Source organism: Pseudohongiella sp., assembly GCF_040877505.1.
Classification (GTDB): Bacteria; Pseudomonadota; Gammaproteobacteria; order Pseudomonadales; family Pseudohongiellaceae; genus Pseudohongiella.
Genome location: NZ_JBBDNQ010000019.1, coordinates 157,556 through 178,604 on the forward strand (window position 1 = coordinate 157,556; position 21,049 = coordinate 178,604).

22 protein-coding genes are annotated in these 21,049 nt (G+C 53.8%); 12 read left to right on the forward strand and 10 right to left on the reverse strand.

Annotated elements, in window-relative coordinates:
* Positions 1-42 precede the first annotated feature (42 nt).
* The 5 genes from WD071_RS07610 (at position 43) to WD071_RS07630 (ending at position 5,371) form a co-directional block, all read left to right on the forward strand.
* Positions 43-1,062: an ArsR/SmtB family transcription factor gene (locus tag WD071_RS07610; protein ID WP_368047750.1), complete on the forward strand. Its 1,020-nt coding sequence runs from the start codon at positions 43-45 to the stop codon at positions 1,060-1,062.
* An 88-nt stretch (positions 1,063-1,150) separates the two neighbouring features.
* Positions 1,151-2,308 (forward strand): methionine adenosyltransferase, encoded by a 1,158-nt coding sequence (metK, locus tag WD071_RS07615; RefSeq protein ID WP_368047751.1) that lies wholly within the window; start codon positions 1,151-1,153, stop codon positions 2,306-2,308.
* 38 nt (positions 2,309-2,346) lie between these two features.
* On the forward strand, positions 2,347-3,726 hold the full coding sequence (ahcY, locus tag WD071_RS07620; RefSeq protein ID WP_368047752.1) for an adenosylhomocysteinase: 1,380 nt from the start codon (positions 2,347-2,349) through the stop codon (positions 3,724-3,726).
* Positions 3,727-3,802: 76 nt separating this feature from the next.
* On the forward strand, positions 3,803-4,639 hold the full coding sequence (metF, locus tag WD071_RS07625) for a methylenetetrahydrofolate reductase [NAD(P)H] (RefSeq protein ID WP_368047878.1): 837 nt from the start codon (positions 3,803-3,805) through the stop codon (positions 4,637-4,639).
* Positions 4,640-4,648: 9 nt separating this feature from the next.
* Positions 4,649-5,371, forward strand: coding sequence for a 16S rRNA (uracil(1498)-N(3))-methyltransferase (locus WD071_RS07630; protein ID WP_368047753.1), 723 nt, complete (start codon positions 4,649-4,651; stop codon positions 5,369-5,371).
* Positions 5,372-5,579: 208 nt separating this feature from the next.
* Here the strand turns inward: WD071_RS07630 and WD071_RS07635 are convergent, their stop codons facing one another.
* The gene (locus WD071_RS07635; RefSeq protein WP_368047754.1) at positions 5,580-6,842 is read right to left on the reverse strand and encodes an ammonium transporter; all 1,263 of its coding nucleotides are present in this window, start codon (positions 6,840-6,842) and stop codon (positions 5,580-5,582) included.
* 33 nt (positions 6,843-6,875) lie between these two features.
* Positions 6,876-7,214 (reverse strand): P-II family nitrogen regulator, encoded by a 339-nt coding sequence (glnK, locus tag WD071_RS07640; RefSeq protein ID WP_070117347.1) that lies wholly within the window; start codon positions 7,212-7,214, stop codon positions 6,876-6,878.
* A gap of 298 nt (positions 7,215-7,512) precedes the next feature.
* On the opposite strand from glnK, the gene WD071_RS07645 reads away from it, so the two are divergent.
* Complete coding sequence (locus tag WD071_RS07645; RefSeq protein ID WP_368047755.1) at positions 7,513-7,758, forward strand: accessory factor UbiK family protein; 246 nt, start codon at positions 7,513-7,515, stop codon at positions 7,756-7,758.
* Here the strand turns inward: WD071_RS07645 and WD071_RS07650 are convergent.
* The 3 genes from WD071_RS07650 to WD071_RS07660 all read right to left on the reverse strand — a co-directional run bounded on the left by WD071_RS07650 (position 7,727) and on the right by WD071_RS07660 (position 12,764).
* Positions 7,727-9,262 (reverse strand): YifB family Mg chelatase-like AAA ATPase, encoded by a 1,536-nt coding sequence (locus WD071_RS07650; RefSeq protein WP_368047756.1) that lies wholly within the window; start codon positions 9,260-9,262, stop codon positions 7,727-7,729. The two genes, WD071_RS07645 and WD071_RS07650, sit on opposite strands and share 32 nt — an antisense overlap.
* A 248-nt stretch (positions 9,263-9,510) precedes the next feature.
* Positions 9,511-10,191, reverse strand: a complete 681-nt coding sequence (locus WD071_RS07655) for a hypothetical protein (protein ID WP_368047757.1) — start codon at positions 10,189-10,191, stop codon at positions 9,511-9,513.
* An 854-nt stretch (positions 10,192-11,045) separates the two neighbouring features.
* Positions 11,046-12,764, reverse strand: a complete 1,719-nt coding sequence (locus tag WD071_RS07660; protein ID WP_368047758.1) for a putative bifunctional diguanylate cyclase/phosphodiesterase — start codon at positions 12,762-12,764, stop codon at positions 11,046-11,048.
* Positions 12,765-13,077: 313 nt separating this feature from the next.
* Between WD071_RS07660 and rep the strand changes: the two genes are divergently transcribed.
* From rep to WD071_RS07675, 3 genes are read left to right on the forward strand one after another with little or no spacing between them, the layout of a single operon-like run.
* A complete protein-coding gene (gene rep, locus WD071_RS07665) occupies positions 13,078-15,111 on the forward strand; it encodes a DNA helicase Rep (protein WP_368047759.1) in 2,034 nt (677 codons plus the stop codon).
* A gap of 20 nt (positions 15,112-15,131) precedes the next feature.
* Positions 15,132-15,521, forward strand: coding sequence for a type II toxin-antitoxin system VapC family toxin (locus WD071_RS07670; RefSeq protein ID WP_368047760.1), 390 nt, complete (start codon positions 15,132-15,134; stop codon positions 15,519-15,521).
* Between the two features lie 4 nt (positions 15,522-15,525).
* Complete coding sequence (locus WD071_RS07675) at positions 15,526-15,744, forward strand: hypothetical protein (protein ID WP_368047761.1); 219 nt, start codon at positions 15,526-15,528, stop codon at positions 15,742-15,744.
* Positions 15,745-15,880: 136 nt separating this feature from the next.
* Here WD071_RS07675 and WD071_RS07680 read toward each other — a convergent pair whose 3' ends face one another.
* Positions 15,881-16,249, reverse strand: a complete 369-nt coding sequence (locus WD071_RS07680) for a cytochrome c5 family protein (RefSeq protein WP_368047762.1) — start codon at positions 16,247-16,249, stop codon at positions 15,881-15,883.
* A gap of 96 nt (positions 16,250-16,345) precedes the next feature.
* On the reverse strand, positions 16,346-16,789 hold the full coding sequence (locus WD071_RS07685; RefSeq protein WP_368047763.1) for a cytochrome c5 family protein: 444 nt from the start codon (positions 16,787-16,789) through the stop codon (positions 16,346-16,348).
* A gap of 211 nt (positions 16,790-17,000) precedes the next feature.
* Between WD071_RS07685 and WD071_RS07690 the strand changes: the two genes are divergently transcribed.
* The 3 genes from WD071_RS07690 to WD071_RS07700 are packed head-to-tail and all read left to right on the forward strand — an operon-like array spanning position 17,001 to position 17,870.
* Positions 17,001-17,312 carry a type II toxin-antitoxin system Phd/YefM family antitoxin gene (locus WD071_RS07690; protein ID WP_368047764.1) on the forward strand — a complete coding sequence of 104 codons (312 nt, stop codon included), beginning with the start codon at positions 17,001-17,003 and terminating at the stop codon, positions 17,310-17,312.
* On the forward strand, positions 17,309-17,719 hold the full coding sequence (locus tag WD071_RS07695; protein WP_368047765.1) for a type II toxin-antitoxin system VapC family toxin: 411 nt from the start codon (positions 17,309-17,311) through the stop codon (positions 17,717-17,719). The genes WD071_RS07690 and WD071_RS07695 overlap by 4 nt, the downstream gene beginning before the upstream one ends.
* A 4-nt stretch (positions 17,720-17,723) precedes the next feature.
* On the forward strand, positions 17,724-17,870 hold the full coding sequence (locus WD071_RS07700; protein ID WP_368047766.1) for a helix-turn-helix domain-containing protein: 147 nt from the start codon (positions 17,724-17,726) through the stop codon (positions 17,868-17,870).
* A gap of 20 nt (positions 17,871-17,890) precedes the next feature.
* Here WD071_RS07700 and WD071_RS07705 read toward each other — a convergent pair whose 3' ends face one another.
* The 3 genes from WD071_RS07705 to WD071_RS07715 form a co-directional block, all read right to left on the reverse strand.
* Positions 17,891-18,550, reverse strand: coding sequence for a hypothetical protein (locus WD071_RS07705; protein ID WP_368047767.1), 660 nt, complete (start codon positions 18,548-18,550; stop codon positions 17,891-17,893).
* Positions 18,547-19,365 (reverse strand): SapC family protein, encoded by an 819-nt coding sequence (locus tag WD071_RS07710; protein ID WP_368047768.1) that lies wholly within the window; start codon positions 19,363-19,365, stop codon positions 18,547-18,549. The genes WD071_RS07705 and WD071_RS07710 overlap by 4 nt, the downstream gene beginning before the upstream one ends.
* Positions 19,366-19,457: 92 nt before the next feature.
* Positions 19,458-20,993 carry a methyltransferase regulatory domain-containing protein gene (locus WD071_RS07715; protein WP_368047769.1) on the reverse strand — a complete coding sequence of 512 codons (1,536 nt, stop codon included), beginning with the start codon at positions 20,991-20,993 and terminating at the stop codon, positions 19,458-19,460.
* Positions 20,994-21,049 lie beyond the last annotated feature (56 nt).

The following is a 21,049-nucleotide window of genomic DNA, read 5'->3' on the forward strand; positions in this document are numbered from 1 at the left end:
ATATTTTGATATAGATCCCAGAGCTGTTATAGTTCGCGCCCTATGAGCGCTAATCTACAGACAATCGATATTGCCACACGGCTCCCGGCCGGCGGCACCACCAACGAACTGGCCCGCGTATTCAAGGCGCTGGCTGATCCGCTGCGGCTGGATATCCTGCACCTGTTGCGCGCAGAATCTTTTGGCGTGCTGGAGCTATGTCGAATCGTTGATGTGCGCCAATCTGCTCTGAGCCACCATCTCAAGATTCTGGCGCAGGCAACGCTGGTCTCTACCCGACGCGAAGGCAACAGTATTTTCTACCGCCGCGCGCTGCTGCAGACAGATGATCCGCTGCTGGCCGTGAAACAATCAGCCTTTGCGGCCCTTGACCGGCTTGCGCTGCGCGGCGAACTGGCAGACGGCATACAACAGATTCATGATGAACGCTCGGAGCAGTCGCTGCTGTTTTTTGAGCGCCACGCTGAACGCTTCCTGGCGAAGCAGGAGCTGGTCGCAGAATATGCACACTACCGCGACACCCTGCACGACCTGCTCGATGGCCTGACATTGCCGGCGCAGCCCCGGGTGCTGGAAGTCGGCCCCGGCGAAAGCCCCCTGCTCAGTGAGCTGGCCGCCCGCTTTCAGCAATTGACCGCGCTGGACAATTCCATGGAAATGCTCAACCGCGCGCGCAGTTCACTGGCACAGCGACTGGGCCAGCGTGGCACTGACCATCAGGTCGCGTTTATTCACGGTGATACCCGGGCGGCCCTGTCTCAAGGCCTGGGCTTTGACCTGATGATCTACAACATGGTGTTGCACCATATTCCATCGCCACGCGAGACCTTTCAGGACTGCGCACAGCTATTGCACAACAACGGCACGTTGCTGTTGATTGATCTGAGCCACCATGATCAGGATTGGGTGCGCGAATCCTGCGGCGATCTGTGGCTGGGTTTTACCGAACAGGATCTTGATGCCTGGGCGGATGAGGCCGGACTTGAAAGCGGGCAACGTGTCTATCTGGGACTGCGAAACGGTTTTCAGGTCCAGATGCGAGTTTTTACCCGGGCACATTAACTAACTGACTTTAATTACAGACTGAAATAACTGACTTTAATAACCGAATTTTATTGAAACAACTGACATACAAAAAAGGACCTTAAGCATGACAACCAGCTTATTCACCTCCGAATCCGTATCCGAAGGGCATCCGGACAAAATAGCCGACCAGATCTCCGACGCCGTGCTGGACAACCTGCTGCAGCAGGATCCACGTGCACGCGTCGCCTGTGAAACATTGGTCAAAACCGGCATGATCATTGTTGCTGGCGAAGTGACCACCGAGGCTTACGTTGACCTGGAAGAGATCGCGCGCAAAGTGGTCATCGACATCGGCTACGATCACTCAGACAAAGGTTTCGACGGGCACTCCTGCGCCGTGCTCAACGCCATCGGCAAACAGTCCCCCGATATTGCCATGGGAGTGGACGAAACCCAGGATCACGAGCAGGGCGCGGGCGATCAGGGCCTGATGTTTGGTTACGCCAGCAATGAAACCGATGTACTGATGCCGGCACCGATTACCTATTCTCACCGACTGGTCAAACGTCAGGCGGAAGTGCGTAAAAACGGCACACTGCCCTGGCTGCGCCCGGACGCCAAGAGTCAGATCACCTTCCGCTACCAGGACGGTAAACCCGTTGGCGTAGACGCCGTTGTGCTGTCTACCCAGCACGATGACCACATCGAACAAAAAGCGCTGCAGGAAGCGGTGATGGAAGAAATCATCAAACCGGTACTGCCTGCAGAATGGTTGGATGCCAACACCAAGTATTTCATCAACCCGACCGGTCGATTTGTGATAGGTGGCCCCTTCGGTGACTGTGGCCTGACCGGCCGCAAAATTATTGTTGATACCTACGGCGGTATGGCACGTCACGGTGGCGGTGCATTCTCCGGCAAGGACCCGTCAAAAGTCGACCGTTCCGCCGCCTATGCTGCGCGCTATGTTGCCAAGAACATTGTGGCGGCAGGCATTGCTGATCGTTGTGAGATCCAGGTGTCTTATGCCATTGGTGTGGCTGAACCGACATCAATCAGCGTAGAAACCTTTGGCACCGGCCGAATCAGTCACGAACGAATCGTTGAACTCATTCGCGAGCACTTCGAACTGCGCCCCAAGGGTCTGATCAAAATGCTGGACCTGATTCGCCCGATCTATTTCCCGACGGCCGCCTATGGTCATTTTGGCCGGGAAGAGGCCGCGTTCACCTGGGAAAAAACTGACAAGGCTGACGCCCTGCGTGACGCTGCAGGCCTGTAACAGCCAGACCAACCAATTCATTAGTAAAAGGTATATTTATGAGCACCACCGATTTTAAAGTAGCCGACATCAATCTGGCTGAATATGGCCGCAAGGAAGTTGTACTGGCACAGTCTGAAATGCCGGCCCTGATGGCGCTGCGTGAACGCTACAAAAACGAGCAGCCACTGGCAGGCGCAAAAATCATCGGCTGTATCCACATGACCATTCAGACGGCGGTACTGATTGAGACGCTGATTGAACTTGGCGCGGAAGTGCGCTGGTCATCGTGCAACATTTTCTCCACCCAGGATCACGCTGCGGCATACATCGCAGCCAAAGGCATCGCAGTCTATGCCTGGAAAGGTCAGACGGTAGAAGAAGGCGACTGGTGTATTGAACAGACCATTCTGAAAGATGGCAAGCCCTGGGATGCCAATATGCTGCTGGACGATGGTGGCGACCTGACCGGCATGGTACACAACAAGTACCCAGCCATGCTGGAGAAGATCCACGGCATTACCGAAGAAACCACCACGGGTGTGCACCGTCTGCTGGAAATGCTGGAAGAAGGTTCACTGAAAGTGCCGGCCATCAATGTCAATGATTCGGTGACCAAGTCCAAGAACGACAACAAGTACGGCTGCCGTCACAGCCTCAATGATGCCATCAAGCGTGGTACCGACATGCTGTTGTCCGGCAAAAAAGCGCTGGTCGTAGGCTACGGCGACGTGGGTAAGGGGTCGGCGCAGAGCCTGCGTCAGGAAGGCATGATCGTAAAGATCAGCGAGATCGATCCGATCTGCGCGATGCAGGCCTGCATGGATGGTTTTGAAGTTGTCTCCCCGTACAAAGGTGGAAACAACACCGGTCGCCTGGAAGACATCGACACTGTGCTGCTGGGCAACACGGATCTGATCGTAACCACAACAGGCAATATCGATGTGTGTGACAAGAATATGTTACAGGCAGTCAAGAACGGCGCGGTCATCTGCAATATCGGCCACTTCGACAATGAAATTGACACCGCGTATATGCGCAAGAACTGGCACTGGGTTGAAGTCAAACCCCAGGTTCACCAGGTGTTCCGCGGCGATGCCGACAAGAACCCGGAGAACTACCTGATTCTGTTGTCTGAAGGCCGGCTGGTCAATCTGGGCAACGCGACAGGGCACCCGTCACGCATTATGGATGGATCGTTTGCTAATCAGGTGATCGCTCAGATTCACATGTTCAAGCAAGCCTTCGCAACACGCTCGGCTGACGAAAAGCAGCAGATGCTGCGTGTTGAAGTACTGCCCAAGAAGCTGGACGAGGAAGTAGCCGCACTGATGGTGGGTGGATTCGGCGGCGTCATCACCAAAATGACACCGACCCAGGCCAAGTACATTGGCGTCAAGACCGAAGGTCCGTTCAAACCAGAGTCATACAAGTACTGATCTTGTCTGGCCCATTGCCACAGGCTGTCACCATGGCGGCCTGTGGTTTTTGTAGAGAGAACAGCATATGGATATCGTGAATACAGACGCACGCTTCAGCTTCGAGTTTTTCCCTCCCCGTACAGATGTCGGTGTAGAGAAGCTTCAGCTTGTGCACGAAGAGCTTGCCGCTCTTAAACCGGATTTCTTTTCTGTGACGTATGGCGCTGGCGGCTCGACCAAAGATGGCACGCGACAGACCGTGACGCGCATCAAGCAGGCGGGCTCGGATGTTGCACCACACTTGTCATTCGGTGGCTCAAGCCGCGAAGAAATCGCAGCGCTGCTGACGAGTTATCAGGCCATGGGCATCAATCGGCTGGTGGCTCTGCGCGGCGACATTCCATCGGGCACGGGGACTGCCTCACAGTATTACTACGCCAACGAACTGATCGAGTTTGTCCGAGAGACCACCGGCGACCACTTCCATATTGAAGTGGCCTGTTACCCGGAGATTCATCCGCAGTCGGACAGTTACGATTCCGACATTGCGTTTTTCAAGCGTAAAATTGATGCGGGCGCCAACAGTGCGATCACACAATACTTTTACAACCAGGATGCGTACTTCTATTTCCTGGACAGCTGCGAGAAGGCAGGCATTGATATTCCGATTGTGCCTGGCATCATGCCCATCACCAATTTCACCAACCTGCAGCGTTTCAGCAACAGTTGTGGCGCTGAAATACCGCGCTGGATTCGTCAGCGTCTGCAGTCCTATGGTGACGACAGTGTCAGTACTCGTGAATTCGGCATCGAGGTGGTACAGAGCCTGTGTGAGGACCTGCTCGCCGGCGGCGCGCCGGGCCTGCATTTTTACAGCATGAACCAGACCGAGCCGGTTCGTCAGATCTGGCAGCAACTTAATCTGCGCTAAGCGATCATTATGCGTTTATCCCGACTTTACACAGAACAGCCTCTGCTTCCCGGCGCGATAATTGAGCTGGACGGCGACCAGGCGCATTATCTGGGCAAGGTGCTGCGCGCAAAACCAGGCCAGCAATTTGCCTTGTTTAATGCCAACAGCGGGGAATATATCGCGGAAGTGATGGGTGTCAGTAAACGCAGTGTTCAACTGCAACTGGCGGACGCGCAGGAGCGGGTCGCTGAAACACTGCTGCCAACACACATCGGTCTGGGCCTGTCACGTGGCGAACGTATGGACTACGCCATACAAAAGGCAACCGAGCTGGGTGTTAGTGTGCTCAGCCCACTGTTTACCGAGCACAGCGAGGTCAAACTCAGCCATGAGCGTGCCGACAAGCGCGTTGCTCACTGGCACAAAGTGGCGATCAGTGCGGCGGAACAATGCGGCCGCTGCACGGTGCCCGTCATCAACAACCCACTCAGCATCAGCGACTGGCTGGCGCAGGTGCCCCCCGGCCAGGGATTTCTGCTGGACCACACCGGCGAGGCTGGCTTCACCGGCGCCTGTCCCGAGCAGATCCATCTGCTAATCGGCCCGGAAGGCGGTATCAGCCCGGAAGAAAAATCAGCGGCGCTGCGCCAGGGATTTACCCCCGTGCGCCTTGGCCCGCGCATTCTGCGTACCGAAACCGCGCCCGTCGTAGCACTAACAGCGATCCAGCTACAGTGGGGCGACCTTTAAAGAATGGGGACGGAGGGAATACTTTTTGATAAAGAATGGGGACGGAGGGAATACTTTTTAACCACCTGTGGTTAAAAAGTATTCCCTCCGTCCCCATTCTTTATCCGTCCCCATTCTTTATCCGTCCCCATTCTTTTTCATTCTAAAAAAAAAGCCGGGTTCAGATGAACCCGGCTTTTTTGTTGAGAGCGAACTCTCGGGGGGGATATTACTTGGTGAATTCCGGGTAAGCCTCCAGGCCACACTCGGAGATGTCCACACCTTGGTCTTCCTCTTCTTCAGAGACCCGGATACCCAGCACTGCTTTCAGTACCATCCAGACGATGAAGCTGGTCACGAATACCCAGATGAAGATGGTCAGGGCGCCGATGATCTGGCCAGAGAAGCTTGATGCATCGTTGGTGATCGGCACCAGCAACAGACCCAGCAGACCACAAGTACCGTGCACGGAGATGGCACCGACCGGATCGTCGATCTTGATCTTGTCAAAGAAGAGAATGCTGAACACCACCAGGATACCGCCCAGGGCACCGAAGATGGTTGCCATCAGTGCAGTCGGTGTAGAAGGCTCAGCAGTAATAGCTACCAGGCCAGCCAGCGCACCGTTCAGTGCCATGGTCAGGTCAGCTTTGCCGAACAGCAGTCGCGCTGTGATCAGTGCAGCGATCAGGCCGCCGGAGGCTGCTGCGTTAGTGTTCAGGAACACCATCGCCACTGCATTGGAGTTGGCAACATCAGCCAGCTTCAGAACAGAACCACCGTTGAAACCGAACCAGCCCATCCACAGGATGAACATGCCCAGTGTCGCCAGCGGCAGGTTGGCACCCGGAATTGCGCGGGTTGTGCCATCAGCAGCGTATTTACCTTTACGGGCACCCAGCAGAATCACACCTGCCAGTGCTGCAGCAGCACCTGCCATGTGCACGATACCGGAACCTGCAAAGTCAGAGAAACCAAGGTCACCCAGTGTGTACAGACCAAAGACAGACGCGCCGCCCCAGGTCCATGAACCTTCCATCGGGTAGATGAAGCCGGTCATGACCACTGCGAATGCCAGGAAGGCCCACAGCTTCATGCGCTCAGCAACCGCACCAGAGACGATGGACATTGCTGTCGCCACGAATACCACCTGGAAGAAGAAGTCAGACGCGCCTGAATAGACAGATCCGCCGTCGAAGCCTTCTTCGGCTTTGGATGCCAGTGCATCAGCCACCAGTGTTTCGCCACCGGCGATGCCGGACAGGAAGTAGCCGCCGCCGTACATAATGGCGTAGCCACAAACCAGATACATGGTGCAGGAGACCGCGAACAGAGCTACGTTCTTGGTCAGAATTTCAGTTGTGTTCTTGGCTCGTACCAGGCCTGCTTCCAACATCGAGAAGCCGGCTGCCATCCACATTACCAGCGCGCCGCACACCAGAAAGTAGAAGGTGTCCATTGCATACTGCAGTTCAAAAATTTGGTTTTCCACCGTTATTTCCTCCGCTTGAGAGCTTAGTCAGCTTTAAACAGCTGCTTCTCCAGTTTCACCAGTTCGGATACGGATTACCTGAGTCAGGTCCGCAACAAAGATTTTTCCGTCACCGATCTTGCCAGTATTGGCAGCCTTGGTGATGGCCTCGAGTGTCTGATCCAGCAGATCGTCACCGATGGCTACTTCAATCTTTACTTTGGGAAGGAAATCCACCACGTATTCTGCGCCACGATACAGCTCGGTGTGGCCTTTCTGACGGCCGAACCCCTTAACTTCGGTCACCGTAATGCCCTGCACGCCAATCTCGGACAGTGCCTCACGGGCATCGTCCAGCTTGAAAGGCTTGATAATCGCCGTTACTAACTTCATATGTCGCTCCTTACTTGTTAATACCTGCGCCGCCTATTCAGTGCAGATACACCTGCGAGACACTATGCATGGCCCGTGCCATATTGAATATCCACTTTTATATCAATTACATACGTATTTAAGCGGAGTGCAATACGCTGTATGGCGGTGATAACAAACGATTGACGCACCATATTAGTGCGTGATGATTTTTGATCGCACCATGTTGGCACTTACCGCTTAATGGGGACGGAGGGAATAAAAAGTATTCCCTCCGTCCCCATTAACGACTGTAGAATGCGTATCGAGGAGAAAAACCATGACCAAACGCTCAATCATTGATGAAATCAGCGAACAGATCAGCCGGGTGTTGCCACAGGTCAGCGCGGCGGGGGAGGAAGTCAGGGAAACCGTGAGAGGGGCGGTGAAGCAGTCACTGGCCAAGATGGATCTGCTGACGCGGGAAGAGTTTGACGCTCAGACCCGTGCCCTGAAGCGGGCCGAAGACCGCATCGCCGAGCTTGAAGAGGCCGTCAAAGCGCTGGAGACACACTTAAAGCACTGATGCCACGGTAGCTGGCGGCCTCTGCCAGGTGCCCGGGATTGATGTCTTTACTCGCTTCCAGATCCGCAATGGTCCGTGCCAGCTTGATCAGGCGGTGACAGGCACGCGCGGACAAGCGCAGGCGCTCCACTATCTGCTGCAACAGCACATCGCTGTCTTTGCTCAGTAAACACACCGAATCCAGTTGCGCCGCCGTCAGCCCGCTGTTCAGCACGCCGGCACGCGCCAGCTGCAAGTCACGGGCCACCACCACGTTGGCGCGCAAGGCAGCGCTGCTGGCCGCCGAACCCTTCTGCTGAGCATCCCCCATCAATTCCCGGTAATCCAGCCTCGGCACTTCCACTTGCAGGTCAATCCGGTCCAGCAACGGCCCGGAGATCTTCTCCAGGTATCGCGCGATGCGCTCAGGTGTGCAGCGGCACTGGCCCTGACTGTCGCCATGATAACCACACGGGCACGGGTTCAACGCCGCAATCAACTGGAACCGCGCCGGCAGTGTCACCCGATAGTCTGCGCGCGCAATGGTCACCATGCCCGACTCCAGCGGTTCGCGCAGACACTCCAGCACATGGCGCTTGAATTCGGTCAACTCATCCAGAAACAGCACACCGGCATGCGCCAGTGTTACCTCTCCCGGGGACAGATGACGACCACCACCGACCATGGCAACACTGCTGGCACTGTGATGGGGAGCGCGGAACGGCGGCAACGCCCACTGCATCGGCTGCAGCGGCTGCCCGGCGACCGAGCGGATTGATGCTGCCTCCAGCGCGTGCGCCTCACTCAGCGTCGGCAACAAACCGGGCAGGGTATTGGCCAGCAGGGTTTTGCCGGTGCCCGGCGGCCCAACCATCAGCATGTTATGGTTTCCGGCTGCGGCAATCAGCAGCGCCCGTTTGGCCAGATGCTGACCACGGATATCGGCAATGTCGGGGTGCTGCTGGCCAGCGGCCACCCCGGCTTCACCACGCGTGTGCGCCAGCGCCGACAGCGGCTTATCAACAAAGTGCTGACAGGCCTCCTGCAGCGTACTGGCGGCAAAGGTATTGGCACCGGCTACCAGCGTCGCCTCGGCGGTATTGGCCGCGGGCACCAGCAAACTGCGCCCGGCATCGCGCGCAGCAATCACAGCCGGCAATACCCCCTGCACGCCGCGAACATCACCTGCCAGCGCCAGTTCACCCAGGATTTCAGTGGTTGCCAGCTTCTCAGACGGCAGCTGACCCGATGCCGACAGAATGCTCAGGGCAATCGCCAGATCGTAACGACCTCCGCTTTTAGGCACACCAGCCGGTGCCATGTTGATGGTGATGCGCCGCGCCGGAAACTCCAGCCCCGCATTCAGGATGGCACTGCGCACCCGCTCGCGGCTCTCACGCACCGCGGTCTCCGGCAAGCCCACCATGGACAGGCTGGGCAATCCGTTGGATAAATGCGTTTCCACCGTCACCAACGGCGACTCAACGCCCTGATTGGCCCGGGTATACACCACTGCCAGCGACACACGCATCCTCCCTGATGAAAGCTGTATCAGTGTTTTAGTTCAAGTATTCTAATTTTGCAAATGTGATTGTCTGAATAGCATGGAAAGCCCAATGCTATTCTTCAAATTAATTGCGTACTCATCGCGTTCGCTTCGAATTTTTGTGCAGCAGAATAGTGACTTTTCAAAAAATGGAGCGGAAAGGATATCGTAATCTGGTGCTGCGCTGGAGGTTGTCCTTCCGAGCCAACTCTCGCTTATCCGATAACTTATTCCGAGTTATTATCAGGGGAAAGTCCAGTATTTGTGATTGCTTCTATGAGCTGACGTCCATCATTGACTAGTTGAGAGTCTTCAGGCAGAAGGATCAATACTAGATACGATATTAGCAGCGTTACGAATAATGTGGCACAAGCATTCCATAAAAACCGGAAGCACTTGCGGGCCAATCGCTTGGCGTTACTAATGATCACACCGATTTCCTGGTAATCTTCTAAGAGTATATCCCCTAATTCGAGAGCATCAGCAAGGATTGATCGCAATTCGTCAACTACAGGTTCCCCCGCAGACTCCCTTCTAAAAATATCCTTTCTTTTCGTCTCTATAGCCCGCAATTTAGTTTTTATGGCTCGCCTTAGGGTACCTTCGGTCAATTCAATCCGATAGATGGAACTCACTAGCTGCTCACGTTTATGAATTATACTGAGCTTTAAACAGTCCCTTTTGGCACGCTGCAGATGTTTCTTCGCATCTTCTATTTCTTGTTGAGGATCAGGTATATCGGGAATCAGCGCACGAGCAAGATGAGTAAGGGCATTTCGTACTTCATTATTAACTTGTTCTGGATGCTTTTCCGCGATAGAAATAGTGACCCCATATATATCGAGGAAGTCATTTAGGTAGTCATCGTGAATAATGGATGTGATCTGATCCTGAATGGTTTGAGTCATACAGAGCCGCTCTCAAGATCGCTTAACTATTTGATAATATTTGTTTTTATTAAATCTATATATAGTTCAGCGAAATGAAGCAAATCGGAACCGGAGGTTTGTTAGAAACCTAGATGTAATTCGGCCGGCCGCTATATGAGCGCTACCTGAAATTTTTATCAATTCAGGCCTGACCATAGCCACCGGAAGGTCATTCCTAGGATTAGTAGGCTCGATTTTATGCTTTTCCAGGTACTTTTTAATACGTATTTGGGAATCGGTCATAACAATATTATGCTGCTTGCTTAATAGCATTGGATCGTCTTTCGATGACTGGCGCATATAGATCCTGTAGACAAAGATAATGATGCCTGTGTAATCAGGCATTTACCTTATTTAATTCCTTTTCCCACATTCGCACGAAAACTGCTGGGCTCCCGACTGCATATCTCGGCAAATACTAGATATTATGAAGCTCATACAACGCAATTTATAAAAAGTCAATAGTACTTTTTTAAGGAGCCGATATTATATTGACTTTTGTACTTGATTTCAAATTCAAACTAAACATACCGACGCATCTCTTAGTATATCTAGTACATCAGCGAGCTGTTTGTGCAAAATATCATTTTTAACTCGCCCTCCAGCCAATATACTATATCTAACGTAGATTCAAGTACTAAATTAGCATATGCAAGGTTTATATACTCAAGCAAGTGATCAAACGACTGGCGGCACCACCAGCAAGCTACACTCGACACCACTGCCAGCGACACACGCATCCTCCCTGATGAAAGCTGTATCAGTGTTTTAGTTCAAGCAGGGAGGGATTGCACAAGAAAGTTGAACGTACGGACTACCGGAAAACGAAAATCTCAGTTCAGCGCCTCGGACAGCACCGATTCAAACCCACGTTCGCGCTCCAGCGCCAGCAACACGATAAAGTCGTCATAACTGATGGGGCGGCTGAAATAGTAACCCTGCACCTGATCGCATTTGTGTTCACGCAGGAAATCCACCTGTTCCATGGTCTCCGCACCCTCAGCAATCACCTCCATGTTAAGGCTGTGCGCCAGGTTGATGATGGCTTTGACGATGGTGGCATCGTCCAGATTTGTCTGCACATTATTGACAAAAGAGCGGTCGATTTTCAGGGCCGAAATCGGCAGCCGCTGAATATGCGCAAACGAAGAATACCCGGTACCAAAATCATCCAGTGATATCGCGATGCCCAGTTCGCTGAGCTGCCGCAGACTCTGATCAACCGCACTGCCCTCGATCATCATGGTGGTTTCAGTCAGTTCGAACTCCAGACGCCCCGGCGAAATATCATGCTTGCGAATGATGTTGGCAACCGTGCGCACAAAGTTGCTGTCCTGAAACTGCTTGAACGCCACGTTCACCGCTATCTGAATATGATCATGGCCCTTGGCGGAGAGTTCATTCAGGTATTTGCAGGCCGCATGAATAACCCAATACCCCAGCGGCACAATCAGACCGCTTTCTTCCGCGACCCGAATGAACGCCCCCGGCGGCAACAGGCCACGGACCGGATGCTGCCAACGCACCAGCGCCTCCACGCCCACAATACGGTTGCGACTGATATCGACACGCGGCTGAAAGTGCAGCACAAAATCTTCTTTGCGCAGACTGCGCCGGATTTCCGACTCCAGCTTCAGCTCCTTTTGTGCCGAATCAGTCATATCCCGGGTATACAGTTTACGGGTGCTGCCCTTGTCCAGCTTGGCTACCCGCATCGCCATGTCCGCGTGCGCAAACAACGTGTCTACCGTCATGATGCCCGCGTCCTTTATCGCCAGGCCCAGGCTCACATGCATTTTCACGGCGTGACGTGCCAGCGGAAACGGTTTATTCATGCATTGCAGAATGGCATCGGTACGTAACGTTGCTTCCTCTTCCACCGAGCCGCCCGCACTCTGGAAAACCACCGCAAACTCATTGCCGCCGATTCGCGCCAGGCGCTGCGTCGGCGCCAGACAAGACTGTATACGCTCGGCAATAAGCTGAATCAGTGCGTCACCGGCGCCCTGCCCATAGGACACATTGACCTTTTTAAACTGATCCACATCAATCAGCAGCAGCGCCACGCTGGCAGCCTCTGCTTTATCTGTCAACACCGCGGCCAGCTGTTCACGCAGGTGCTGCCTGTTATTCAGCCCGGTCAGCGGATCAGGCACACGCGCAGGCATTGACGTGGCCGCCTGTCGGCGGGCGCCAAAATGCATCAGTGCGCTGCGCATCAACGGCACGCTCAGGGTGTCGCGCGACAACACTTCAAAATCTTTGGGGGAGGCCTGGTGCCTGGTGCTGCCGTTTGCCGGTTTGTCTGTCAATACGACCAGCGGCAGGGATATATGCTGGCGGCTGAGCTCCATCAGCAGGCGCGCGGCAATGTGCACATCGGACACGGTACCCCACAGCATCAGGTGAAAACGGCCCAGATCCCGCGCCGCCAAAGCCTTGGGGTCGGCCGGACAACTGACCAGTTCGCTGGGGATATCGGCAATACCGTGCAGCAGCCGCTCCACCAGACTATGGTCACTGTCCTGCTCAGAAATCAACAATATGCGCACTGCGCAACTCCCGGCTTGTGCGTAAAATCAGGGTCCGTGCTGCCCCATAAGGGACTACTCCAAGTTCAGGTATCGGCCAGTTATCCATAAACTTTCATTTTTTTGGGTGATGCAGCTCACATTTCTCACATTTTTCTTTGAAATCATCAGCTTCAAGCCTGTTTTTGGCTATTTCCCTGCGCCCTGCCATTCCGCGCCAAATGCAGATCAGATGATGGCCGGATGATGAGTAGTCACCTTTGGCATAGGGTATACTACGCGGCCATGGGCCCATGCCAGATGCTCACCTTGTCAGCAGGAAACGCTCCCGTTCGTGAACAAACTTAATGCCAGACAAAAAGAAGCCGTCCGCTACATCGGCTCCCCGCTGCTGGTGCTGGCCGGGGCGGGCAGCGGCAAAACCAGCGTTATAACACAAAAAATCTCCTACCTGATTAACCAGTGCGGCATTCCGGCACACAAAATTGTCGCCGTGACCTTTACCAACAAAGCCGCGCGGGAAATGAAAGAAAGGGTAGGCCGACTGCTGCGTTCCAACAGCGAAGGTGCCAGTTCGCGCGGATTAACCATCGCCACGTTTCACCATCTGGGACTCACCATTATACGGCATGAACTCAAGCATTTGGGCCTAAAAAGCGGCTTCTCCATTTTTGACAGTCAGGACGCCCTGGCGCTGCTGAAAAGCCTGATGCTCAAGGAACAGGACGTCGACGAAGCCAGCCTGCGCACGATTCAGAACCAGATCTCGGACTGGAAAAACGACCTGCTGCTGCCACCCCAGGCGCTTGCCTCGGCGCAGGATGCCGACACGGTGTTTGCGGCCCGCGTGTATGAACAATACCAGCGCCATTTGAGGGCATTCAACGCCGTGGATTTTGATGACCTGATCCTGATGCCTGCCGTGCTGTTTCAGGACAAACCTGCCGTGCTCGAGCGCTGGCAAAACCGCGTGCACTATTTACTGGTCGATGAATACCAGGACACCAACACCAGTCAGTACCTGCTGGTCAAACTGTTGGTGGGCCCGCGCAACGGGCTGACGGTGGTGGGCGATGACGATCAGTCCATCTACGCCTGGCGCGGCGCCCGACCGGAGAACATGCTGGAGCTGCAAAGCGACTACCCCAATCTCAAAGTCATCAAGCTGGAGCAGAATTACCGCTCCAGCAACATCATCCTGCAGGCGGCCAACACGCTGATCGCCAACAACCCGCACATCTACGACAAAAGCCTGTGGAGTGAACTGGGGCTGGGCGAACCCATGCGCGTGCTGGCAGTGCCCGACCAGGACGCGGAGGCCGAGCGCATCTGCATCGAAATTCTGAACCTGTGTGTGCACAAACAGCTCAAGTTCGGCGACTTTGCCGTGCTGTACCGTGGCAACCACCAGGCCCGCTTGCTGGAGATCAAACTGCAGGCCCACCAGATTCCCTACCAGCTCAGCGGCGGCACCTCGTTCTTCAGCCGAGCCGAGATCAAGGACATCATGGCCTACCTGCGGCTGCTGATTAATCCGGATGACGACAACGCATTCTTGCGCATCATCAACACGCCGCGGCGCAAAATCGGCCCCTCGATTCTGGAGAACCTGGGCACCTACGCCAATGATCGCGGTGTCAGCCTGATGGCCGCCTGCGACGAGATGGGCCTGGAACAACTGATGCCCGCGCCCCAGATAGACAAGCTGCGCCGTTTCAGCCACTGGCTGCGAGGCGTGGCGCGCCACTGCCAGCAGGATGACCCGATCAGGGCCATCCGCGAGATGATCAGCGACATCGACTACGACGGCTGGCTGCATCAGAACAGCACCACGCCCAACGCCGCCGAGCGTGCCATCGGTAATGTCCAGCTACTGGTGGAGTCGCTGGCCAAAAGCCTGCGTAACGCCGAGGATGACGACAACGACGAGGCCCAGCACATCGAAGCAGCCATTAACAAACTCATCCTGCGCGACCTGCTGGAACGCCAGGAAGACGACGCGGTGGAAAACCAGGTGCAACTGATGACGCTGCACGCCGCCAAAGGCCTGGAGTTTCCCTGGGTGTTCATCATGGGCATGGAAGAAGAGCTGCTGCCGCACCGCAACAGCATCGAGAACGATGATATCGAAGAGGAGCGCCGCCTGGCCTATGTCGGCATTACCCGCGCTCAACGTGGACTGGTGTTTACCCTGACCAAAAAACGCAAACTGTTTGGTGAGGTGATCAGTTGCACCCCCAGCCGCTTCCTGGACGAACTGCCGCAGGACAACCTGCAATGGGAAGGACGCGGCGACAGCACGCCGGAGCAGAAGAAGCAGAAGGGGCTGGATGCGCTGGCGGGGTTGCGGGAATTGCTGGGGGGGTAAATTCCTGTACAATTGTACATATGAACATTATCGCAGACACAAATATCTTTCTTACTGTCTCGCTGAATGAGCCAGAGAAAGCCCGTATCATCAGTCTTACCATGGACTCATCAATCATTGCCCCTGAGATTTTGCCCTACGAAATAGGCAATGCATTATCCGCAATGATCAAGCGCAAGAAGCTATCCAAAAAGGAAGCCCTCGAGGTTGAGATAGTCACTAATTTGATACCTGTACGACTGGTATCGGTTGATATCCATGAGGCGTTGAGAATTGCAGCAGAACAGAATATTTACGCCTATGACGCATACTTCCTACAATGCGCCAGGGCCCATTCGCTGCCATTGCTCACTCTGGACAAACGTATGAAGCTGGTAGCCGAAATGCTCGGTGTTCAAGTATTGGAGTAACATCATGAAAGTATTTACATACTCAGAAGCCAGACAAAATCTCTCTAAGCTTTTGTCGCTGGCACAAGACGAGGAGATAGAAATTCGGCGTAAAGATGGAAGCGTTTTTATCTTGAGGTCCAAGCGTACGACAGATGGTTCGCCATTCGATTTGCCGGGCGTAACTACGAAGGCCAAGACAGACGATGTCCTTGAAGCCATCAGCGAATCGCGAAGCCGTTAAAGGTATAGGGGGAAGACTTTATGGTGATCAGCGCCGAGGATTGGGAGCGCGAACGGGAAGCGTATGAGCCCCTCCGACCTCTTTAAATCAACAAAAAGGGCGCCTAAGCGCCCTTTTCTTTAACCAATCGCGTCCATTACTCGACGCTTTCAGCCAGGATGTAATCAACCACCGCTTTCAGCTCGTCGTCAGAGCAGGTAAAGCACATGCCTTTGGGCGGCATGATGTTGTTGTAGCCATTAATGGTGTTCTCGTACAGCGTTTCAGTGCCTTTTTCGGCACGCGCTGACCAATCCTCAGAATTGCCAAACACCGGGGCACCGGCAGCACCACTGTTGTGGCAAGCGGAGCAGCTTTGCTGGTAGGTGCGCTCAGCGCTGAAGTCTTCGGAAATCTGCGCCAGTGTCAGGGGCTGCTGTGCGGATGCACCACCCACAGTCAGAACAGACGCCAGGACCATACCTGACAGTGCAACACCGGTCTTTACAAAGTTGTTCAATTTCACGTTTATACCCCTCACTTCACGCATTAAATTAGTACTGCGGTTTTGCAGCCATTATCTGCGCCCAATACTGAACAACAGATGAATGGATAGCATTTGCTATTCGTTGCCGGACAGATAATCAACCAGCTCAGCGATATTGTCATCGGAACAAGTGCTGCACATACCGCGCGGCGGCATGGCGTTCACGCCATTGATGGCATTGGTCACGATGGTGTCAATCCCTACATCCGCGATACGTGCTTCCCAATGGGCAGCGTTGCTGCGCTCAGGGGCACCGGCCATGCCCGTGTTGTGGCACATTGCGCAGTACTGGTCGTAGGTCGCTTCCGCGCTGAACACGGCGCTGGCGGCACTCGCAGCGATAGTCGCGCCACCGGAGTCACAATCTTCACCGGCCAGGCACACATTACCCACCGGCTGAAGGCGCTCAGCGATCTGCTGATCGCGGGTGGACTGAGCCCAGACAGAGCCGGCAATGCCGATGCTCAGAATCAACAGGCCGAGCTTTACTACACGGGACTTAAGACCGTTGCGCAACATACTTTAACTCCTGGCTTGAAAAACGATAGACACCCTGACTTGCAGAATACGTCCGAGCAGGGTGTGTCAGACCAATAACATCGGCATTATACACCGTCAGCGCGTTTATGGGGACGGAGGGAATACTTTTTATTCCCTCCGTCCCCATAAACGCGCGCCAACCGGTTGTGCTAAAACATACGTGACAACCCACTTGAACAGGAGACAGCCATTGAAAGCCCGCATGGAGGCGCCTATAATTCTGACTAGAATAGTCAGAAAACCGGAGTTCATGATGCAATCCTGGCAATTACAGGACGCCAAAGCGCGGCTGTCCAAACTGGTCAAGTGTGCCCAAAGCCACCCCCAGGACATCACTGTGCACGGCCAGTCGGTGGCAGTTGTGTTGTCACGAGAAGCGTTTGACCGCCTTTCCAGTCAACAACAATCGCTGGTGGAATTTATGCGCAGCTCACCTCTGTATGACACTGATGACATCCATTTTGACCGGGAGCCGGGCCTGACCCGGGATATTGACCTTTGAGCTACCTGGTCGATACCAATGTGCTTTCTGAACTGAGACGCAAAGCACCTGCCAAAACCGTGGTGGACTGGTTCAGTCAGCGACCGGCAGGCGTTCTCTACATAAGTGTCTTGACGCTCGGTGAGATCCGCAAAGGTGTTGAATCCCTGGCAGTGGGCGAGTGCAAAGCTGCCTTACAGGATTGGTTGGAGATCGATTTACCCGCTTTCTTTGCCGGTCGTATATTAAACATAGACACTGCTGTAGCGCAGCGCTGGGGAGTTCTGATTGCCGATGCCAGGCGCCCGTTGCCAGTCATTGACAGCCTGCTGGCCGCCACAGCACTTGCGCATAACCTGACCGTTGTCACCCGCAATACCGCGGATTTTGACGGCCTGCCGGTACCGATCGTTAATCCCTGGGCTTAGTCAGGTGGCATTTTCTCAGCGCATCAACGTGCCACTGGACACAATCCGTAACTGGGAACAAGGCAAACGCACACCCACAGTTCCGGCCAAAACACTGCTGCGCGTGTTCGATCAGGACCCCGAACACGCATTGCGTGCGCTGCATGGGTAGAACATGGGCCCATGCAGAGGCTAATGCGGCCGGAGGGAATATTTCTTGCCACTGCCGCCCTCGGCAGGCGGTTCAATCCAGGGCAGTTCCAGCGGCAGATGCCATTGGGCCTGCTGGCACTTGTCTATCAATAGCTCGATTAGCTGATGCACGTTATCCACTTCCAGCGGAATGGCAAAAATGGGCTGATACCGGCTGGGCTTAACCATCGCCTCAGGCATGGGCAGGCCCTTGAATGCCAGGGTCATGCGCTCCTCGCCTGACCGCACCATCAGCTCGGTGGCCAGGAAAACATGTTGAGGGGCTGCATCCTCGGTCACGGACGAGTCGAGCGCCGTCTCCCCGGAGGCCTCAGCCGATGGCGGCTCTGCTTTTTCCGCCGCCTGGCGCTCGGCAATCTCCTTATCCGCCGCCGCCTTGGCCTCCATCGCCTCCTGATGCGCCATCTGCAACACCTCCTGCCAATACACCGCCGGTGTTTTCTCGAGCCCGGTCAGCTCCGGCAGCTTGTTCAGCAACTGCTGCAGCACCAGCATCACCATGCGCCGGGTCAGCAGCATGTGCACCTCCGTGGCGCCCACGCGCTGCGCGCGCACAATCAGGCGGTCCTCATAGGGACTGAAATGTATGTTGAACTGTTTGCTGATGGGGTAGGTGGTGTCTTTGCGTTTGTCAGTCATTTGCTGTCCGTGTCGTCATTCGATGACTCAAATGCGTCGAAGTTGAGTGAGCCGGAGTCTTCGTTGCTGAACAAATTGTCCATCCCGGATGTAGGAGTATTATTTAACTTTTCTTTGGCCAGGTGATCGGCTCGATGTGTCAATTGTTCTAATTGCGACATCGAGAATATCTGGGCATATGCTAGCGGCAAAGCACCTACGTCACGCAATGCGGCCATTCTTTCGGGGCTCTGCGAGTTCATTTTTTTTTCGTTGACTCGGTACATGCCGTTAATCGTCAGCGACTCCTGCCCTTCACCGCTGCTAATGGAAATCGGCCATGGCTCTAATAAGTCCGCATCGACCAATGCTGACGTGGCTTTTAACGTCAACAGGCGATTCCGTTCACAATGGCTGATAAAATCGAGAGTGTCAGCTGCAGTTTTTTCAAGTTCACCATCTTCCTGAAACAATCGCGGATGCATATCGTCGTCACTAATGTAGTCTTCATCTAAGCAAAAGATCTTATTGCCTTTCGGATCATTTAACACGGCAAACGGGTAAGCTCTCAGACTGGCGGGCACATAGCTACACAGCCATTGAGAATCACCAGTAACATAAAGGTTTCTTTCGCCGCCCATGCCGACCAGAGCAACAAACTGAAAGGCGCCATCGTCGGCTTCTACAAAACCTGTTGCATAGTGCGGCATCACCTTGGCGAGCTCAGCGAGAATAATTGAAACTACCTGCTGAGTAGCGGCAAATTCATATCCTTTCCTGGGTCGCCAGTGTTTATCGGCGTGATCCGTTCGCGATAGTGGTATCCATGAAATCATGATTACTCCCAGCATTGGCTAACATATTCAGCGGCAGACTGCATTTTTTATCTGCCACAAGTGGTATTTAGCTGACGACAGCCACCGACATGTCATGCAATCAGAAGCGCCTTCATTGATGGTAATTTTTTTCGAGCGAACTGCTCAGCCTGGTCATTTAGCTCAGCTAGGTTTTCTTCTGGTGTCTCGAGCGTTTTTCCCTCCTTCACCAGCCTTTGACCTTGAATATTCAGTATCTGCCAAGCGGTTGCCGCCCAATCGGATGGTTGCTTATGGCCATGTCCGATCGACAGCAAAAATAGTTGCTGGAATCGGGAAACCTGGATACCGCCCCCTGTAACTGGGCTTGCGAGATAGTCTATATCGTTACTACCACGTGACCGCATACATAATTTAGCGTTCAGTTTTTCGGTTTGTTTTTTTGCTTTCTGAATAACAGTGTCATCCTGAACTGTGGCGATATGCCCAGAGGCGGCAAGTATGAGTGTGGCCTCAACAATCTTAGCCATAGTGACACCATAGGCTGGCATGGCCTGTTCGAGCTGCGCCAGTGTTTTCGGTTTATGGTCTGCCAGATAGTCGAGGATAGGGCTGTAAATCTGCTCGCTCATGGTGGCCTCACCTAAACTTCCGTTAGTTTTCAACGAAATATCTGGGCGGGAGCTAACCAAGACTATTTTTATCGACCGCACCTCCTCATTTTGTTCTAGCACTGTCATTCTACGCTCACCCTTAACCCAATAGTCTCTTCGGAATTGCTGGTTTACCATAAAATCCCTGACAGACTCACGGAACATATCGTCTGAGATATCACGGAGAAACTTCTGTTGATCCTCTGTCAAGTTGATTGAATCTATACTTTCAAGATAATTCGCCGAGCACGCGTAACTTAGCTTGGCCGGCTCCAACCAATCAACCATCGTAGCAAAATGCATGGGATGCCAATCTCGATTAAAGTACTCATGCGCCAGATACTGTCTATTCTGTTCTCTCAATTTTGCAACTCTGTCACTTATATTTGGATTCGCTCGTAAATATATGGGGTTTGTTGCGAGTAATGCATCTGCGAATTCAATCGCATCCTCGATCCTGGAAACGATTCCACGGCCTTGTGCCCCAATGACTTCAGCGTGTTCGGTCATTAAGTGTCTCATTGGAGCAAAATTGGACCAGCCTGGCAGTGTGTTGTAGCTGATGTAAAGCACTCCGCCAACCTTAAGTTTACGCCTAATAAAATCAACGATGACTGCTCTGTTTTCATCGGAAATCCAGCTCCATATACCGTGCAGGCCGATATAGTCAAAATCTGGTAAATCATCACGCGCGGCGAAGTCAGAGAATGCTTCGTCATACAGACGTGCGCCGCACCCTGATATCTCAGCGAGCTCCTGAGCAAAGCCAGCTTGAGCGGGGTTGAAATCAGTACCATACCAGTGAGTGGAAGACGCAGCCGCGTGCAGGTTCGCACTGACCCCCTGGCCAAAGCCTAGTTCGCAGGCATTACCTACCTCGGGAAATTTGAGCCCTTTGTTTAAAAATGCAAGCTTCACTCGCAAAGGATTCAATTCAGGATAGTAACCAAAAGTGTAGCCGATGTCCGCTATGTATCCTGCGCTCCAGTTATTCACACGCAACCCTCCAGAATATCTCAGTTCATGCTTTATTAGTAAATAGAGCTTACCTG

Coding starts and splice junctions, on each gene's coding strand:
- WD071_RS07610 (WP_368047750.1), top strand. CDS start 43: ATGAGCGCTAATCTACAGACAATCGATATTGCCACACGGCTCCCGGCC.
- WD071_RS07630 (WP_368047753.1), top strand. CDS start 4,649: ATGCGTTTATCCCGACTTTACACAGAACAGCCTCTGCTTCCCGGCGCG.
- metK (WP_368047751.1), top strand. CDS start 1,151: ATGACAACCAGCTTATTCACCTCCGAATCCGTATCCGAAGGGCATCCG.
- WD071_RS07705 (WP_368047767.1), bottom strand. CDS start 18,550: ATGACTGACAAACGCAAAGACACCACCTACCCCATCAGCAAACAGTTC.
- WD071_RS07655 (WP_368047757.1), bottom strand. CDS start 10,191: ATGACTCAAACCATTCAGGATCAGATCACATCCATTATTCACGATGAC.
- WD071_RS07710 (WP_368047768.1), bottom strand. CDS start 19,365: ATGATTTCATGGATACCACTATCGCGAACGGATCACGCCGATAAACAC.
- ahcY (WP_368047752.1), top strand. CDS start 2,347: ATGAGCACCACCGATTTTAAAGTAGCCGACATCAATCTGGCTGAATAT.
- WD071_RS07675 (WP_368047761.1), top strand. CDS start 15,526: ATGAAAGTATTTACATACTCAGAAGCCAGACAAAATCTCTCTAAGCTT.
- WD071_RS07645 (WP_368047755.1), top strand. CDS start 7,513: ATGACCAAACGCTCAATCATTGATGAAATCAGCGAACAGATCAGCCGG.
- WD071_RS07670 (WP_368047760.1), top strand. CDS start 15,132: ATGAACATTATCGCAGACACAAATATCTTTCTTACTGTCTCGCTGAAT.
- WD071_RS07685 (WP_368047763.1), bottom strand. CDS start 16,789: ATGTTGCGCAACGGTCTTAAGTCCCGTGTAGTAAAGCTCGGCCTGTTG.
- glnK (WP_070117347.1), bottom strand. CDS start 7,214: ATGAAGTTAGTAACGGCGATTATCAAGCCTTTCAAGCTGGACGATGCC.